Annotated in this window: 14 protein-coding genes; 10 read left to right on the top strand and 4 right to left on the bottom strand. The window is 74.4% G+C overall.

All coding sequences use genetic code 11. From position 1 onward, the window contains the following. Both IE305_RS16425 and IE305_RS16420 read left to right on the top strand, forming a co-directional pair. The coding region (locus IE305_RS16425) for an acetyl/propionyl/methylcrotonyl-CoA carboxylase subunit alpha (RefSeq protein ID WP_190130302.1) at positions 1–1,528 on the top strand (1,528 nt) is incomplete at its 5' end. 170 nt (positions 1,529–1,698) lie between these two features. Next, entirely contained in the window at positions 1,699–2,292 is a 594-nt protein-coding gene (locus tag IE305_RS16420; RefSeq protein ID WP_229891035.1) for a TetR/AcrR family transcriptional regulator, read from the top strand. 16 nt (positions 2,293–2,308) lie between these two features. Here IE305_RS16420 and IE305_RS16415 read toward each other — a convergent pair whose 3' ends face one another. Together IE305_RS16415 and IE305_RS16410 are read right to left on the bottom strand one after the other, a co-directional pair. Beyond that, a complete protein-coding gene (locus IE305_RS16415) occupies positions 2,309–3,277 on the bottom strand; it encodes a DeoR/GlpR family DNA-binding transcription regulator (RefSeq protein WP_229891065.1) in 969 nt (322 codons plus the stop codon). Positions 3,278–3,473: 196 nt separating this feature from the next. Next, positions 3,474–4,922, bottom strand: a complete 1,449-nt coding sequence (locus tag IE305_RS16410) for an NAD(P)H-quinone dehydrogenase (RefSeq protein ID WP_190130300.1) — start codon at positions 4,920–4,922, stop codon at positions 3,474–3,476. 199 nt (positions 4,923–5,121) lie between these two features. On the opposite strand from IE305_RS16410, the gene IE305_RS16405 reads away from it, so the two are divergent. The 7 genes from IE305_RS16405 to IE305_RS16375 all read left to right on the top strand — a co-directional run bounded on the left by IE305_RS16405 (position 5,122) and on the right by IE305_RS16375 (position 13,637). Continuing rightward, positions 5,122–5,559, top strand: a complete 438-nt coding sequence (locus IE305_RS16405) for a gamma-glutamylcyclotransferase family protein (protein WP_190130299.1) — start codon at positions 5,122–5,124, stop codon at positions 5,557–5,559. Positions 5,560–5,688: 129 nt separating this feature from the next. Beyond that, the gene (locus IE305_RS16400; protein WP_190130298.1) at positions 5,689–6,510 is read left to right on the top strand and encodes a purine-nucleoside phosphorylase; all 822 of its coding nucleotides are present in this window, start codon (positions 5,689–5,691) and stop codon (positions 6,508–6,510) included. Positions 6,511–6,702: 192 nt separating this feature from the next. Further along, positions 6,703–8,397 (top strand): phospho-sugar mutase, encoded by a 1,695-nt coding sequence (locus IE305_RS16395; protein ID WP_190130297.1) that lies wholly within the window; start codon positions 6,703–6,705, stop codon positions 8,395–8,397. A gap of 97 nt (positions 8,398–8,494) precedes the next feature. Beyond that, positions 8,495–9,541 (top strand): macro domain-containing protein, encoded by a 1,047-nt coding sequence (locus IE305_RS16390; RefSeq protein WP_190130296.1) that lies wholly within the window; start codon positions 8,495–8,497, stop codon positions 9,539–9,541. Next, a complete protein-coding gene (locus IE305_RS16385; protein ID WP_190130295.1) occupies positions 9,538–10,155 on the top strand; it encodes a hypothetical protein in 618 nt (205 codons plus the stop codon). The genes IE305_RS16390 and IE305_RS16385 overlap by 4 nt, the downstream gene beginning before the upstream one ends. Position 10,156: 1 nt before the next feature. Further along, positions 10,157–10,831, top strand: a complete 675-nt coding sequence (locus IE305_RS16380) for an RES family NAD+ phosphorylase (protein WP_190130294.1) — start codon at positions 10,157–10,159, stop codon at positions 10,829–10,831. A 1-nt stretch (position 10,832) separates the two neighbouring features. Continuing rightward, a complete protein-coding gene (locus IE305_RS16375) occupies positions 10,833–13,637 on the top strand; it encodes a CHAT domain-containing protein (RefSeq protein ID WP_229891033.1) in 2,805 nt (934 codons plus the stop codon). Positions 13,638–13,651: 14 nt separating this feature from the next. On the opposite strand, the gene IE305_RS16370 is transcribed toward IE305_RS16375, so the two are convergent. Further along, a complete protein-coding gene (locus tag IE305_RS16370) occupies positions 13,652–15,505 on the bottom strand; it encodes a caspase family protein (RefSeq protein WP_190130293.1) in 1,854 nt (617 codons plus the stop codon). Positions 15,506–15,740: 235 nt separating this feature from the next. Here IE305_RS16370 and IE305_RS16365 point away from each other — a divergent pair, with 235 nt between their 5' ends. Further along, positions 15,741–16,601 carry a hypothetical protein gene (locus IE305_RS16365; protein WP_229891031.1) on the top strand — a complete coding sequence of 287 codons (861 nt, stop codon included), beginning with the start codon at positions 15,741–15,743 and terminating at the stop codon, positions 16,599–16,601. Positions 16,602–16,647: 46 nt separating this feature from the next. On the opposite strand, the gene IE305_RS16360 is transcribed toward IE305_RS16365, so the two are convergent. Continuing rightward, on the bottom strand, positions 16,648–17,265 hold the full coding sequence (locus IE305_RS16360) for a PH domain-containing protein (RefSeq protein ID WP_190130292.1): 618 nt from the start codon (positions 17,263–17,265) through the stop codon (positions 16,648–16,650). Between the last annotated feature and the right edge of the window lie 175 nt (positions 17,266–17,440).

Raw genomic sequence — 17,440 nt, 5'->3', positions numbered from 1 at the left:
CGTGCACCCCGGCTACGGGTTCTTGTCGGAGAACGCCGAGTTCGCCCAGGCCGTCCTCGACGCCGGCCTGACGTGGATCGGCCCGCCCCCGCAGGCCATCCGCGACCTGGGCGACAAGGTCGCCGCCCGCCACATCGCCCAACGCGCCGGCGCCCCCCTGGTCGCCGGCACCCCCGACCCCGTCTCCGGCGCGGACGAGGTCGTCGCCTTCGCGCGCGAGCACGGCCTGCCGATCGCGATCAAGGCCGCGTTCGGTGGCGGCGGGCGCGGCCTGAAGGTCGCCCGCACCCTGGAAGAAGTCCCCGAGCTCTACGACTCCGCCGTCCGCGAGGCCGTCGCCGCGTTCGGCCGCGGCGAATGCTTCGTCGAGCGCTACCTCGACCGCCCCCGGCACGTCGAGACCCAGTGCCTGGCCGACCAGCACGGCAACGTCGTGGTCGTCTCCACCCGTGACTGCTCCCTCCAGCGCCGCCACCAAAAGCTGGTGGAGGAGGCCCCTGCGCCGTTCCTGTCCGAGGAGCAGAACGCGGAGCTGTACCGCGCGTCGAAGGCGATCCTGAAGGAAGCCGGCTACGTCGGCGCCGGCACGTGTGAGTTCCTCGTCGGGCAGGACGGCACGATCTCCTTCCTCGAGGTCAACACCCGCCTCCAGGTCGAACACCCCGTCTCCGAAGAGGTCACGGGTATCGACCTGGTGCGGGAGATGTTCCGTATCGCCGACGGCGAGCCGCTCGGTTACGACGACCCGGAGATCCGTGGTCACTCGTTCGAGTTCCGTATCAACGGTGAGGACGCCGGCCGAGGCTTCCTCCCCGCCCCCGGCACCGTCACCACCTTCACCCCGCCCTCGGGCCCCGGTGTCCGCCTGGATGCGGGTGTGGAGTCCGGCAGCGTGATCGGCCCCGCCTGGGACTCGCTCCTGGCGAAGCTGATCGTCACCGGCGCCACCCGCGAGCAGGCCCTGCAGCGTGCCTCCCGTGCGCTGGCGGAGTTCAAGGTCGAGGGCATGGCCACGGTGATCCCCTTCCATCAGAAGGTCGTCACCGACCCCGCCTTCACCAGCGACCCCTTCCGCGTCCACACCCGCTGGATCGAGACCGAGTTCACCAACGACATTCCCCCGTTCGCCAGCCCGGCCGCGGGTGAGGAGGCGGAGGAGACCGGCCGCGAGACCGTCGTGGTCGAGGTCGGCGGCAAGCGCCTGGAGGTCTCCCTCCCGGCGTCGCTGGGCATGACCATCGCCCGCACCGCCGCCGCCGGCGGCGCCAAGCCCAAGCGCCGCGCCGCCCGCAAGTCCGGCCCCGCCGCCTCCGGCGACGCCCTCGCCTCCCCCATGCAGGGCACGATCGTGAAGGTCGCGGTCGAGGAAGGCCAGCAGGTCAACGAGGGCGACCTCGTCGTCGTCCTGGAAGCGATGAAGATGGAACAGCCCATCAACGCCCACCGCTCCGGCACCATCAAGGGCATCACCGCCGAGGTCGGCGCCTCCCTCACCTCCGGCGCCGTCATCTGCGAAATCAAGGACTGATTCGAGGACCGGTCCGAGGACCGCAGCGTGCCCCTTCCGACGGGCCCCGGCCGCACCGGCCGGGGCCCGTCGGCACTCCCGGCCCCGGTGCGGCGGGGGCCTGGCATGCTGGACTGACGGGGGCTGTGGGACCAGGGCCGCGGGGGCGGCCACGACGGGAGGACGGACGAATGGCGACCGAGGCGGTGCGGACGTCACCACGGCCCATGCGCGCCGATGCGCGGCGGAACTACGAGCGGCTGCTCGCCGAGGCGCGTACGGCCTTCACGGAGCACGGCACCGACGCGTCGCTGGAGGACATCGCACGGCGGGCCGGCGTCGGGATCGGCACGCTCTACCGGCACTTCCCGAACCGTACGGCGCTGATGAGCGCGGTGTTCCAGGACGAGGTGGACGGGCTGCTGGCGCGGTCGCGGGAGCTGCTGGCGGCGCCGGAGCCGTGCCGGGCGCTCGTGGCGTGGCTGCGGGCCATCGTGGCGCACGCCAGCACCTACCGGGGGCTCTCCCGCGCGCTGATGGCGGCGCAGAGCGACGAGGCGTCCGCGATGGCGCGGTGCAGCCTGCCGATGCGGGAGGCCGGTGACACGCTGCTGTCGCGGGCGAAGCAGGCGGGGGCCGTCCGCGAGGACGTGGGGATCGCGGACCTGATGCAGCTCACCAACGCCATCGCGCTGGCGGTCGAACAGTCCCCCGACGATCCGGGGTTGGCCGACCGCCTGCTCACCCTGACGCTGCGGGGCATAAAGCCCGGCGTGACGGCGTAGGCAACAGCGCCACGGCCTACCTCCTGCGGGGGGCGAGGTCGGCGACGCGCGCGGAGGGCTGTTCGCCCAGGGAGGCGGCGCTGCGCAGCCGGTCGCCGGGCGGGGTGCCGGGCGCGGGCGGCTGGCCGTGGCCGAGCGGGAGGCTGCGGCGCTGGCCGGGCAGGGGGACGTCCCGCCGCCGGGCCGGGGTCACGGGCTCGCCGCCGTGCACGGTGCCGGCGGACGGGCCGGTGCCCGTGCCGGGGCCGGCCACGGAGATGTGCACGCCCTGGTCGGCCAGGGCCTGGAGCTCGGTGGCGGCCCGCTCGTCGTGGGCGGGGGGCTCGTCCGTCACGAGTCTGGTGATGACGTCGGTCGGGACGGTCTGGAACATGGTGTCGGTGCCGAGCTTGGTGTGGTCGGCGAGAACGACGACCTCGGCGGCGGCCTGCACCAGGGCCCGGTCCACGCTGGCGGAGAGCATGTTCGACGTGGACAGGCCGCGCTCGGCGGTCAGTCCGCTGCCGGACAGGAAGGCGCGGGACACGCGCAGCCCCTGGAGGGACTGCTCGGCGCCGCTGCCGACGAGGGCGTAGTTCGACCCGCGCAGGGTGCCGCCGGTCATGACGACCTCGACGCGGTTGGCGTGGGCGAGCGCCTGGGCGACGAGCAGGGAGTTGGTGACCACGGTGAGGCCCGGGACGCGCGCGAGCCGGCGGGCCAGCTCCTGCGTGGTCGTCCCGGCGCCGACGACGACGGCTTCGCCCTCTTCGACGAAGCTCGCCGCGAGGTCGGCGATGGCCGTCTTCTCGGCGGTCGCTAGGTGGGATTTCTGCGGGAAGCCGGACTCCCTGGTGAAACCGCCCGGCAGTACCGCACCGCCGTGCCGGCGGTCGAGCAGTCCTTCGGCCTCCAGCGCCCGCACGTCCCGCCGTACGGTCACTTCTGAGGTCTGGACGACGCGGGCGAGCTCGCGGAGCGAAACCGCCCCGTTGGCCCGCACCATTTCGAGGATCAATTGGCGACGTTCTGCAGCGAACACGAAACCGACAGTAACGCCAACGACCATCTGCTTTCAGCAGGTTGCAGCAACTAACGGAAGTTGTCGTCCGCGGAACCCCGGAAGTGGTATGGGGGAGCGGAACGCAATCCCCCACAAGGGTCCGCGTCCCGCTCCTCCGTGTGCCGCGACACGCCTCGCGTTACGCCTCGCGCTGCGACTTCCTCGTGTGCAACTGGCGCGCCACCTCGGCGATCGAACCCGACAGCGAGGGGTACACGGTGAACGCATTGGCGATCTGTTCGACTGTCAGATTGTTGTCGACCGCGATCGAGATCGGATGAATGAGCTCGCTGGCGCGCGGGGCCACCACGACACCGCCCACCACGATGCCCGTACCGGGGCGGCAGAACATCTTCACGAAGCCGTCGCGAATGCCCTGCATCTTCGCGCGCGGATTACGCAGCAACGGCAGCTTGACGACCCGGGCGTCAATCAGCCCGTTGTCGACGTCGGCCTGGGTGTACCCGACCGTCGCAATCTCCGGATCCGTAAATACGTTCGCGGATACCGCCTTGAGATTGAGCGGGGTCACCGCGTCGCCGAGGAAGTGGTACATCGCGATCCGGCCCTGCATCGCCGCGACCGACGCCAGCGCCAGCACGCCGGTGCAGTCACCGGCCGCGTAGATGCCCGGCGCGCTCGTCCGCGAGACCCGGTCGGTCCAGATGTGGCCCGACTCCTTCAGCCGGACCCCGGCCTCCTCCAGGCCGATGCCGGCGGTGTTCGGGATCGAGCCCACGGCCATCAGGCAGTGCGTACCGGTGATCACCCGGCCGTCGGCCAGCGTGACCTCCACCCGGTCCCCGACCCGCTTGGCGGACTGCGCCCGGGACCGCGCCATCACGTTCATGCCGCGCCGCCGGAAGACGTCCTCCAGCACGGCCGCCGCGTCCGGGTCCTCGCCGGGCAGCACCCGGTCCCGGCTCGACACCAACGTCACCTTCGAGCCCAGCGCCTGGTACGCGCCGGCGAACTCGGCGCCGGTCACACCGGAGCCCACCACGATCAGCTCCTCGGGGAGCTCGTCGAGGTCGTAGACCTGGGTCCAGTTCAGGATGCGCTCGCCGTCGGGGCGGGCGTCGGGGATCTCCCGGGGGTGCGCACCCGTGGCGATCAGCACGGCGTCGGCGACCAGGGTCTCCTCCGACCCGTCCGCCGTCCGCACCACGACCCGGCGCGAGCCGTCCGGGGCCTGCGCCGGCTCCAGCGAACCGCGCCCGCGCAGCACCCGCGCGCCCGCGCGCGTCACCGAGGCGGTGATGTCGTGCGACTGCGCCACCGCGAGCCGCTTCACGCGCCGGTTCACCTTGCCCAGGTCCACGCCCACCACACCGGCCGGCTGCTCGACCGGCGGGGTGTCGTCGGCGACGATGATGCCCAGCTCCTCGTAGGAGGAGTCGAAGGTGGTCATCACCTCGGCCGTCGCGATGAGGGTCTTCGAGGGCACGCAGTCGGTGAGCACCGACGCCCCGCCCAGACCGTCGCTGTCGACGACGGTCACCTCCGCGCCGAGCTGAGCGGCGACCAGCGCCGCCTCATAGCCGCCGGGTCCGCCACCGATGATCACGATCCGAGTCACGTACTCCATTGTCCCGCACCCATCAACGCGTCCTCCTCCGGGGCCTGCCTAGCGCCGGCCCACCGCCTGCCCACGCCCGCCTGTGCCGCCTCTCCACGGGACGCCCGCCGGACACCGGTACGTCTTCCGACAGACAGTTCCACACGAACCTCCCTTCGAGACTGCCACCCCAGATGCCGTCCCGCCTCACTCCCGTACCCTCGGAACCATGTCGCTCTATGCCGCCTACGCCGGCAACCTCGACGCGCGGCTGATGTCCCGCCGCGCCCCGCATTCACCGCTGCGCGGCACCGGCTGGCTCAACGGCTGGCGACTGACCTTCGGCGGCGAGCAGATGGGCTGGGAGGGCGCGCTCGCCACGATCGTCGAGGCCCCCCGCTCCCAGGTCTTCGTCGCGCTGTACGACATCGCCCCGATGGACGAGGACTCGATGGACCGTTGGGAGGGTGTCGGCCTCGACATCTACCGCCGGATGCGTGTCCGGGTGCACACCCTGGACGGCGAGGAGCCAGCCTGGGTCTATGTGCTCAACGGCTACGAGGGCGGCCTCCCCTCCGCCCGCTACCTCGGCGAGATCGCGGACGCGGCGGAGTCGGCCGGCGCGCCCCACGACTACGTCATGGAGCTGCGCAAGCGCCCGTGCTGACGGCGATCACCGGGACGTTTGCCCGCGAATGTCTCGAACCGGTCTCGTCACAACGCACAAGGCAACAATCGGAACACCGTAACCAGGTACATCTACGCGCGTAGGCGCAGAACGGTTACCCTCGTCCGCGTGAACGCATCAGTTAATCCGGACATCCAGGCCGACCCGTACGCCGCGGCCGACGCCGCCGCCGCCCGCCTGCGCGAGCTCACGGGCGCCGAGACCCACGACGTCGCCCTGGTCATGGGCTCCGGCTGGGTCCCCGCCACCGAAGCGCTCGGCGCCCCCGAGGCCGAGTTCCCGGTCACCGAGCTCCCCGGCTTCTCCGCCGCCGCCGTCGCGGGCCACGCGGGCACCGTCCGCTCGTACAAGGTCAACGACAAGCGCGCCCTGGTCTTCCTCGGCCGCACGCACTACTACGAGGGCCGCGGCGTCGCCGCGGTCGTGCACGGCGTGCGCACCTCCGTCGCCGCCGGCTGCAAGACCATCGTCCTCACCAACGGCTGCGGCGGCCTCCGCGACGGCATGCGCCCCGGCCAGCCGGTGCTGATCAGCGACCACATCAACATGACGGCGACCTCGCCGATCGTCGGCGCCAACTTCGTCGACCTCACCGACCTGTACTCGCCGCGCCTGCGCGCGCTGTGCAAGGAGGTGGACGAGACCCTGGAGGAGGGCGTCTACGTCCAGCTCCCCGGCCCGCACTACGAGACGCCGGCCGAGATCAAGATGGTCCGCACGCTGGGCGGCGACCTCGTCGGCATGTCCACCACGCTCGAGGCCATCGCGGCCCGCGAGGCGGGCGCCGAGGTCCTGGGCATCTCCCTGGTGACCAACCTCGCCGCGGGCATGACCGGCGAGCCCCTCAACCACGAGGAGGTCCTCCAGGCCGGCCGCGACTCCGCCGCGCGCATGGGCTCGCTCCTGGCGCAGGTCCTGCCGAAGCTCTGACCCACCCCGGTCCCACCGCGCCGGAGGCATTCGCGCCTCCGGCGCGTTCGGCATTGTGTGCCGGACACCACTGATGTGCCGTGCGCCGATGCGGGTATCACACGAACCGGCCGGTAACCCGCCGGGGACCGGCCCGCCCCCGCCCCACCACGCACCGCGTGCGCACCCCGCAACGACTCCGGAGGAGACACCGTGGAGGAAGCCCTCATCGCCCAGGCCCGCACCTGGCTCGCCGAGGACCCCGACCCCGAGACCCGCGACGAGCTCGCCGCGCTCATCGAGGCCGGCGCCCACGAAGAGATCGCCGCCCGCTTCGCCGGCACCCTTCAGTTCGGCACCGCCGGCCTCCGCGGCGAGCTCGGCGCCGGCCCCATGCGCATGAACCGCGCCGTCGTCATTCGCGCCGCCGCCGGCCTGGCCGCGTACCTGAAGAAGCAGGGCCACTCCGCCGCCACCGGCGGCACCGTCGTCATCGGCTACGACGCCCGCCACAAGTCCGCCGACTTCGCCCGCGACACCGCCGCCGTGATGGTCGGCGCCGGCCTCAAGGCCGCGCTGCTGCCCCGCCCGCTGCCCACGCCGGTCCTGGCCTTCGCCATCCGCCACCTCGGCGCCGTCGCCGGCATCGAGGTCACCGCCAGCCACAACCCGCCGCGCGACAACGGCTACAAGGTCTACCTCGGCGACGGCTCGCAGATCGTGCCGCCCGCCGACGCGGAGATCGCCGCCGAGATCGCGGCGATCGCCAGCCTCAACGACGTGCCGCGCCCGGACGCCGGCTGGGACACCCTCCGCGAGGAGGACGTCGTCGGCGCGTACCTGCGCCGCACCGACGCCGTCCTGACCGGCGGCTCGCCGCGCGACGTCCGCGTCGTGTACACGCCCATGCACGGCGTGGGGCGCTCCGTCCTGACCGCGGCCTTCGACCGCGCCGGCTTCCCGGCCCCCACGGTCGTCGCCGCGCAGGCCGAGCCCGACCCCGACTTCCCGACCGTCGCGTTCCCCAACCCGGAGGAGCCCGGCGCGATGGACCTGGCCTTCGCGACGGCCCGCGAGGCCGTGGCGCGCGGCGAGAACGTCGACATCGTCATCGCCAACGACCCCGACGCGGACCGCTGCGCCGTGGCCGTGCCGGCGCCCGACACCGTCGAGGGCTGGCGCATGCTGCGCGGCGACGAGGTGGGCGCGCTGCTCGCCACCCACCTGGTGCACAAGAGCGCGCGCGGCACGTTCGCGACGACGATCGTGTCGTCGTCGCTGCTGTCGCGGATCGCGGGCGCGGCGGCCGGTGCGGGGTACGAGGAGACGCTGACGGGCTTCAAGTGGCTGTCCCGCGTCGACGGGCTGCGGTACGCGTACGAGGAGGCGCTGGGGTACTGCGTGGACCCGGCCGGGGTGCGCGACAAGGACGGCATCACGGCGGCGCTGCTCGTCGCCGAGCTGGCGGCGGAGCTGAAGGAGAAGGGCCGGACCCTCACCGACCTCCTCGACGACCTGGCGGTCGAGCACGGCCTGCACGCGACGGACCAGCTGTCCGTGCGCGTGGAGGACCTGTCGCTGATCGCGGCGGCCATGCGCCGGCTGCGGGAGGCCCCGCCGGTGGTGCTGGCCGGGCTGCACGTCGTGTCGGCGGAGGACCTGTCGAAGGGCACGGAGTCGCTGCCGCCGACGGACGGCCTGCGGTACGCCCTGGCGGGCGACGAGGCGGGCACGGTGAGCGGGGCCCGGGTGATCGTCCGGCCGAGCGGCACCGAGCCGAAGCTGAAGTGCTACCTGGAGGTCGTGGTCCCGGTCGCCTCGGCGGCGGGCCTCGCGGATGCCCGGGTACGCGCGTCCGAGGTGCTGGCCGCGGTGAAGACGGACCTGGCGCGGGCGGCGGGTATCTGAGCCCACGCCGTCGTGGGGCGAGGGGGCGGGGCCGGGCAGCGGCGGGAAAACCCGCGAACCCGCAGCGGAAGCCGGCCCCCGTCGCCACAATGGCCCCATGTCACACGCGCTGGACGTGGACTCCGTCTTACGTGAGGTCCGGCAGGTCCGCGCCGAGGGCCTGGTGCGGATCCGTGCCCTCGGCCTGCCGTGCCTCCGGCACGCCGCCGCGGCGCGGGCCGTGGCCGTCACCGACGCCTGGCCCGTTGAGGTCGAGAACCTGTTGCGCGCCGCCGTCGCCCGCCTCGGCGGCGGCGAGTTGCAGCAGGCCGCCGAGCTGACGCTCGGCCTCGCCCCGGGGATGCGGGACCGGCCCGCGGCCGACCGCCGCCGGCTCGCGGCGAAGGTGTACCACCTCAGCGTGGACCGCTTCCGGAAGCACCAGGAGGAAGTGGTCCTCGCGCAGATCGCCGAGCAGGTGTGCTGGCTCGCCGGCACCCACGGCGGCAGCGGCGGCAACAGCGGGGAGCTGCTCGTGCCCCGGCTCCGGCACCGCACGCTGCCCATGCTCACCCTGCACGTCCACCCCGTGGAGCTGCTGCGCGACATCGACGTGGTCGTGTCGCCCAGCAACACCCACCTCGGCCTCCCCGGGATGTACAAGGCGTCGGTCGCGGCCGCGCTCCGGCGGGCCGGAGCACTGCGGGACGCCGCGGGAGACGTCGTCGACGACCCCGTGCACGAGGAGCTCGCGGCGTGGCGGGCGGCGCACGGCGTGGCGCGGCGGCCCGTGCTGCCGGGGACGGTCGCGCCGACCGGGCCCGGCGCGCTCGCGGCGCAGAACATCCGCCGGATCTACCACGCCGCCGTGGCCGTGCCCCGGCCCGGTACGAACGACTACGACGTCACGCCGCAGGACGTCGCAGCCGCCGCCCGTCGCGTGCTGGAGCTGATGCGCCGGGAGAGCGAGGAGGGGCCGCCGTTGCGTTCGGTGTGCTTCCCGCTGCTCGGTGCCGGACGCGGGGGCCTGGACCCGGCGGCCAGTGCCGGCGCCCTGTGGGCGGCCCTCGCCGCGGAGCCCGCGCCCGGACGGCCGGACGTCCACCTCGTCGTCCACCGGCCCCTGGTCGCGGACGTCGTCGTCTCCGTGCTGGAGGGCGCGTGAACGCGCACGCCCTCCTCGCCTCCTTCGCCGCCGACTGGCCCCGCCTGTCCGCCGTGCTGGACCCGGCGGCGCAGCGCGAGTTGCATGACGTGCTCGCCGCGTGGCGGGCGGCCGGCTCCGGCACGCGGCTCGCCGAGCGGGCCGTACGGGTCGTGCTGGAGGCCCTTCCGGCGCCGGAGGGTGCGCGGTTCACCGGGCCGGCGGCCACGGTGCCGTACGACGGGTACGGCGCCCTCGACCTGTGCCTGCTCGTCGTCGACGGCAACCCCATGGTGGGGCCGCTCCTCGGCCCCGTGCGCCGGCGGCTGCTCGCCGCGCCGATGCGCGACGACGCCCCGGGGGCGCGGGGGCGGCGCGGGCTGATCGTGCTGCGCGACGAACGGGGGCAACGCGCCGTGCCCGCCTTCCAGTTCGGCGGTGGCGGCGCGCCGTGGCCCGTGGTGACGGAGGTCAACGCCCTGCTCGGCGCGGACGACGACCCGTGGGGCACCGCCGACTGGTGGCTGTCCCCCCACACGTGGTGGGGCTGCCCGCCCGCCGCACTGCTGGGGCAGGGGCGGGACGCCGAGCTGGTGGCCGCCGCGCGGGACCTGACGACCCCGGACGGAGGCTGACGTGCCCAAGTACCCGCCGCCCGCCGCCCTGCCCGGCCCGCCGGCCGCCGTGACGCTGCCCGCCGGGACACCCGTGTACCGCGTGCACGGCACGCAGCGGGACGCCTGCGCGTTCAACCCCACCCGCGCCCACCCGTTCTACGCCGGCGGGCGGTTCGACAGCACACGGTACGAGGAGTACGACTACACGTACGTCGGCCTCGGCGTGGGCGCCGCCGTGTGCGAGGTGCTGCTGCGGTCGGTGCCGTTCTGCGGGGACGGCGGCGCTCCGAGGCTGCTGCCGCGGCGGGCGTACGCCGGGTACAGCCTGTCGTTCCTGCGGCTCGCCACCGACGTGCGGCTCGTGTCGCTGGTGTCGGGCGCCGACCTGACCGCCGTGGCCCAGGACACGTGGCTGGTGCAGGCCGAGACGCCCGACTACCCGCAGACGCGGGACTGGGGGCACTGGATCCGCCACCGGACCGCGCCGTGGGCGCAGGGCTTCGTGTGGCCGTCCAAGCGGGAACCCGCCGACCGCGTCGCGATCCTCTTCGAGGACCGCTGCCCCGTCCCCCCGCTGGAACCGGCCGGCGCCCCGCCCGTCGACTTCGGCACGCCCGGCGGCGAACGGTGGCTCAACCGGGTGCTGGCGCCGTACCGGACGCAGGCGGCGCCTGCCGTGCAAGGGGAGGGCTGAGGTGCAGGACGCGAAACCGTACGACCTCGATGCGCTGATGAACGAGGTTCGGCAGCTGTCGGCGGACGGCCTGGTCACCGGCGAGGACCTGACGCGCGTCGTCCGCCTGCTCCTCGACCGGCTGGGCTGTGCCACGGCGGAGGAGGCGTACGACCGGCTGTACGAGGACTGGCGCGCCCTGCCCCGGGGCACCCTGGCGTCCGGCCTGCGGGCCGGGCAGGTCCTCTGTCTGCTGCCGCTCCTGCTGTTCGAGTCTCCGGTCAACGACGGGCGGGAGAAGGAGCTGCTCGCCGAGGCGCGGGCGCACGGGCCGGCCGACGCGCAGTGGCAGTCCCGGATCATCGGTGTGAGCACCACGGCGGGGATTCAGCAGCTCTCCGGCCCGGCCGAGGCGGAGGCCGCCCTGGCCCGCGTGGAGGAGGCCCGCGCGCTGCTGCCGCCGGACAGCCCACTGCGGGACCTTCACGACCTGATGCACGCAAGCCTGCGCGGCCAATTGGCGCAGCTGGGCGGCGGGGCGGACGACCTCGACTCGGCCGTCGAGGACCTGGCCCGGCTGGTCGACTCGCCTGTGCTCGCCCCCGAGCAGCGTCTGTTCGTCGTCGCGCAGCTGGCGACGTTCCGTGCGCACCAGGCGGCCCGGCGGGAGGACGAGGCCGGGCTGGCCGAGCAGATCCAGGTGCTGGAATCGGTGCTGGCCGGACTGCCGGCCGACCACATGGAACGGATCGGTCTTCAGGCGCAGCTCGACCGGGCGCGGGGGAGCCTGGTGATGCTCCGGGCAGAGCGCACGGGACGGTTCGAACCCGAGACCGGTGGGGTGGGGGCCGGCGGTGCACCGGTGGAGGAGGTGCGGCGGCAGATCGCCGCGTTGCCGCGCGACGCGCAGGCCGACAAGCTGGTCGAGGCGGGGCTGAGCCGCGGGGTCGGCGCGATGGCCGCCCGGGACCCGCGCGGCCTCGGCGAGGCCCTGGCACTGCTGGACGACGCCCTCGGCCTGGTGGGCCCCGACGACGAACGGTGGATGCGCTGCGCCCACGGCATGGGGACGGTCCACTACGCCTTGGGGAGCCTTCCGGGCGTGCCCCTGACCGATCGCCGGCGCCACTTCGACCAGGGTGTGTCCTGGTTCCGGCATTCCCTGGCCGCGGCCCGCGGTCCTGAGCACCCCCTGTGGGGCCGCGCGGGCATGACGCTGGCTGTGGCGTACCGCATGCGCGGCCAGGCGCAGATGGACCGACGCGTGGCGCGGCGGAACTTCGACGAGGCGCGGCGCGTGGGGCTGGACGCGTTGCGGGCCACGTCGTGGGGGGTGCTGCTCCAGTCCGGTACGGCGCACGCGGCCGAGTCGGGGCGGTACGCCGCCGAGCACGTCCTCGACCTCGCCCGCTGGTGCGTGGCGGACGGCGCGTACGAGGACGCGGTGCGGGCGCTGGACGCGGGGCGGGGGCTGGTGCTGCACGCGGCCACGGTGTCGGCGACCGTGCCGGAGATGCTGGTGGCGGCCGGGGAGACGGCGCTCGCGGAGGAGTGGCGGGCCGCAGGTGCGGCACCGCCGCCGCTGGATGCGGCCGGTCTGCTGCCGTCGTCGTCGGGGCCGTCGAGCCGGTTGCGGCGGCGGGTCCTCAAGGCGCTCGCGGAGTCACCGGCGCAGCGGCGGCTGTTCGAGGCGCCCCACCCCCGGGAGATCGGGGCCGCGCTCGGGGCGGTGGGGGCGACGGCCCTGGTGTATCTCGTTCCGGCGGGCGAGACCGAGCCGGGCACGGCCCTCGTCGTCGCCCGCGACGGCTCCGTCACCTCCCTGCCGCTGCCCGGCCTGTCCGTGGACGCCCCGGCCCTGACCGCGTACCGCGCCACGGGTACGCCGGGGCGTGACGCGGGCGGGCCGCCGACGGCGGGCGGGCACGACCGCGACGCGCTGGCCCGGCTGTGCGCGTGGGCCGGGGAGACGGTGATGGAGCCGCTGCTCGGGGCGCTGCCCCGGGGCTACGGCAGCGCGCCGTCGGTGGTGCTCGTGCCGATGGGCGAGCTGGGCCTGGTGCCGTGGCACGCGGCGCGCGTGCGCGACCGGCGCGGCCGGGCCGGGTACGCCTGTCAGCAGGCGCAGATTTCGTACGTGCCGTCGGCGCGGCTGCTGTGCGAGGTCGCGGCACGTCCGCGGGCGGCGGGGGCGCGGCAGGCGCTCGTCGTCGGCAACCCCACGCACGACCTGCGGCACGCGGGCGAGGAGGCCGAGGCCGTGCACCGCGTCTTCCACCCGGACGGCGAGCTGCTGGGCCCGGGCACGGCCACGCCGGCCGCGGTGACGGGCTGGCTGGGGCGGCAGCGCGGCGGGCTGCTGCACCTGGCGTGCCACGGCAGGGTGCGGCAGGGCGCGCGGCACAGCGCGTACCTGTCCCTGGCGGGCGGCACGCTGGCCGCCGAGGAACTCACGGAGGGCACGGCCCGCTACCGCGACCTGGACGTGGTGGTCCTCGCCGCCTGCCGCACCAACGTGTCGGGGCACGGCTACGACGAGGCGTACAGCCTCTCCACGGCGTTCCTCGTCGCGGGCGCCCGCTCGGTGATCGGCTCACTGTGGCCGGTGCCGGACGACGCGACGTCCCTGCTGATGTACATGACCCACCACTACCTGGTGCACGACGCCCTCCCCCCGGGCCGCGCCCTGCGCGCGGCCCAGCTGTGGATGCTCGACGACGGCCGCGTGGCCCCGCCGGGGATGCCGGAGCGGCTCGCGGAGCAGGTGCGGTGCATCAAGGGGGACGAGCTGGTGGCGTGGGCGGGGTTCACGCACCTGGGGTGGTGACCCGGCCCCACCGTCTACGGGACTTCCGTCCGTACCACCGCCGTCGCCGTGCCCCAGCGGCCCACCCCGTGGGCCGGGCCGCCCGCGTCCCGCGTGCCCTGGGGCGGGGACAGGTGGAGCAGGCCGGCCGAGGCCGGGCCGGCAGCGGACCGGGACGGCGGTGGGGCGTCCGGGGACCACGCCGGCAGCCGGAACGGGGCCGTGTTGAGTTCGTTCTCCGTGACGATCAGCTTCAGCCAGTCCGTGGCCGACGCGCCCCGCACCACCGTCCGGCCCGGCGGCAGGTGGAACCACACCGGTTCGCCGCGCCGCGCCAGGGCCGTACCGCCCGGCTTGACGAAGTCGCCCTCGTAGAGCGCCGTCGCGTTGCAGCCGTAGCTGTCCGTCAGGTCGAGCAGCACGCACCAGAGCATGCGGTCCGAGTCGTTGTGGATCCGCACCCGCGCCTGCGGCTCGCGGCCGCCCCGCGTGTAGCGGAGCACCGGGTCGCCGGTCGCGGTGCGGGTCAGGTCGCCCACCAGCGGCTTGTCGACGGTGATGCGCACCAGCGCCGACAGGTACGGGTCGGGGTTGGTGAGGTCCCTGATGTGGTGCCAGCGCGTGATGTGCGCCAGGCAGCCGGCCACGCGGGCCGCGTCGGTCGCGGTCCGCAGGGGGAGAGGGGGCAGGTCCCGGCCGGCGCCGCCCGACACCCTCGCCCAGCCGTCGGCCGTCGCCTCCACCCTCAGCGGCAGACCGTTCCCGCCGTCCCGCGTCAGCAGCGGCTCGCCGCTGATCGCCGCCGACAGCAGCCGTACCGCGCCCCGCTCCCCCACCACCGTCACCGCTGCCGGCGGGAACGCCAGCGCCGACGGCGTCACCGCGTGCACGCCCTCGCGGTCCGCCGGCCCCGGGCGCCAGCCCGCCGGCTCCACGCGGGACGACTCCGGGCCCACGTCCCGTACGACGACCCTGCGGCCGCCGCCCGGCCGGTCCAGCAGCGTGAACTCTGCGCCGGGCGCCCGCAGCCCGTGCGCGTAGCCGCAGTCGACCTCCCAGCCCGACGCCGTGTGGCGGAGCAGGAACGGCGACGTGGGCAGGGCCTCGCCGGTCAGGAAGCGCCCGTCGTGCGGGCCGCGCAGCTCGGGGTGCTGGACCCGGCCACTGAGGCTGCGCACCCGCTCCTCCACCAGGGCGTGCACCCCGCCGTACGTCGCGGTGGGGCCCAGCGTGTCCAGGGCGTGCAGCAGCGCGTGGCTGAAGTAACCGCGCCACGCCCCGTCGAGGAGGTCCTCGTTCGCCAGTTCCTGGGGTCGGCAGGCCGCCAGCAGGACGTGGCGCCGTGGCTCGGGGCCGTTGCCGCCGCCGTCCCGCGTACCGGTGGTGCCGGTGGCCGTGTGCCACCACGGGCGCCACGCCACGCCCCTCGCCCGGGGGCCGCCGTCCTCACGGGTCGCACCGCCGGAGAAACAGGAGTCGAGGACGGCGACGACGTGCGTGCCGCGGGCCGCGATGCGGTCGAGCAGCGCGCCGAGCTCCTGGTCCTGGAGAAGCGGCTGGCCGCCCGGCTGGAGGCTGTCGTGGCAGACGAGGGCCTGGCACATGCCCGTGCCCTCGCGCGGGTCGCGCGTGGACTCCTGGCTGCCGTGGCCGCTGAACCACAGCAGCGCCGTGTCGCCCGCGCCGGCGCGGCCCAGGTGCCGTTGGATGCCCCGCAGCACGGCGGCCTTCGTGGCGTGTTCGTCGTGCAGGGGCAGGATGGCGTGCCGGACGCCGCGCTGCTGCCGTAACCAGGTCTCCGCCGCCCTTGCGTCGTTGACGCAGCCCTTCAGCGTGTCCCGGGTGCTGTAGTCGTCGATGCCCACGATCAGGGCGTACACGGTGCGCATGACGCGATGGTGCCAGGGGTGGGTGGGTGTGGGCGGGGTGTTTCCGGGGTGCGGGCCGGGCAACTTCGCCAAATCCCATGTGCCGCGTCCCTGACGGGAGTTGACTGTCCTCCCGGCGTTTTTCAGCCATCGTCCGGAGGAGGACACGTTCATGGTTTACGGGGGTCCGGATCCGTTCCAGCCGTATCAGCCGCCCGCACCACCGCCGCCGCTGTGGCCGCCCTACGGCGGGCCGATGCCGCACGTGCCGCCCGCGCCGCCCATGCCGCTGTGGCGACGGATGCGGGAGGACGAGTGGCCCACGCTGCGCGAGCTGGTCGGCTACGTGCGGCGGCTCAACGGGTGCCTGATCGTCGTCCTGCTGTTCACGCTCGGGCCGTTCCTCATGTCCGTGCCGGTGCTGTACCCGCTCGCGCGGTCCGCCCGGCGGCAGGCCCGGCGGGTCTTCCCCGCCAGTGGCCACCAGCGCATTCACGACCCCGACGTCGTCCGCATCCAGAAGGCGCGCGCGTGGGTGGCCGCCGGCATGTCCTTCCTGCTGCTCGTCGCCTACGGCCGGCCGGACGACTGGGACCAGGCCGAGCAGCAGTTCTTCCTGCGGCTGGTGATCACGCCGTGGCTGCTGCTCGTCAGTGCGCCGGTGGTGGTCGCGGTGCTGCTGCGGTACGTGCCGCCGGCCGAGCGCGCCGCGATGCGCGGCCGGCTGCGGCCGGCGGTGCGGTCGGCCGCGCAGTACTTCGGGGCGTTCACGGGGGCCGTGGCGCTGATGTACGTGGCGCAGCTGACGCAGGGCGTCGTGCTGTTCGTGGTGCTGCTGCCGGTTGTGTGGGCGCTGTTCTTCGTGCTGTTCGCGACGTCGGTGGTGGTGCGGACGGCGTTCCGGGCGGCGGAGGTGCACGCGGTGCTGCCGGCGCTGCTGACGGGGGTGCTGGTGTGGGAGTTCGCGGGGATCGGGCTGCTGACGGGCGGAATGCCGCCGGGTCCGCCGTTGGTGCAGGTGTGCACCGTGCTGGGGGGACCGGCGTCGGTGACGGCGGTGGCGTGGTTCGAGGTGCGGCGGCTGCGGACGCGGTACGGGGTGACGCTGCGCGGCTGAGGGGGCGGAGAGGCCGGAGGGGCCGGAGGGGCCGCCCCGCCCGCCGTCAGGCAAACGTGGCCAGGCCCACGAACAGCAGCAGCCCCACCACCGACGGTGCGATCAGTTCGTACGCCCAGCGCACCGCAGGCACACCCTGCGCGCCCTCCCGCGTCGCACCGCGTTCCGCGAGACCGCGGAGATCCTCGATCGCCTGGTCCGCGGGGGCACGCTCGGGCCCCGCCTGAGCAGCCGCCACGCGCGGCGTGCCCTCCGCCGCCGCCCGCGAGACGCGCCGCGCCGCGCGCTTGCGCTGGCGCAGGGAGACGGGGATCGCCCACAGCTGGTACGTGCGGCCGGCCGCCAGCACCTCGCTGGAGTACCCCGCACGTACGGCCTCGACGGAGGCCCACGGCAGGGTGACCGTGCGGAAGGGGTTCCGTACGAGCAGCCGGTCCTCCCCCGCCCACACCGCAGGGCGTACCGTGAAGGCGATGACGAGCGGCACCACGCAGAGCAGGCCCGCGAGCGCCAGCCACGGCGTGCGGCCCTCGCCGCGTACGATCGCGTCGCCGCCCAGCCACGCGGCCAGCGCCAGCAGCAGCACGCCGGCGGCGATGCCCCCGGGCGAGCGGTAGGACCGATCGGCGTGTTCGGGTGCCTTCGGGGAGCTCGAGCCTGTCATGGCGCCGATTCTGCCCCACGCGTACCGCCCGCCGAAGGGCGGAAGGCGGGGTGCGGAGAGTGTGGCCGAACCGTGCTCTGGCAAGGGGTGACACGCGCTACGCGCGTAGATATGCTCATCTGGTGACCATGTCCCCACCCTCAAAGTTCCCTTCCCCCAGCAACGAGGCCGCGGA

It is taken from the genome of Streptomyces mashuensis, from assembly GCF_014654785.1.
Classification (GTDB): domain Bacteria; phylum Actinomycetota; class Actinomycetes; order Streptomycetales; family Streptomycetaceae; genus Streptomyces; species Streptomyces mashuensis.
The sequence above is the reverse complement of the archived record's forward strand: the minus strand, read 5'-3'. Positions and strand labels throughout refer to the sequence as shown.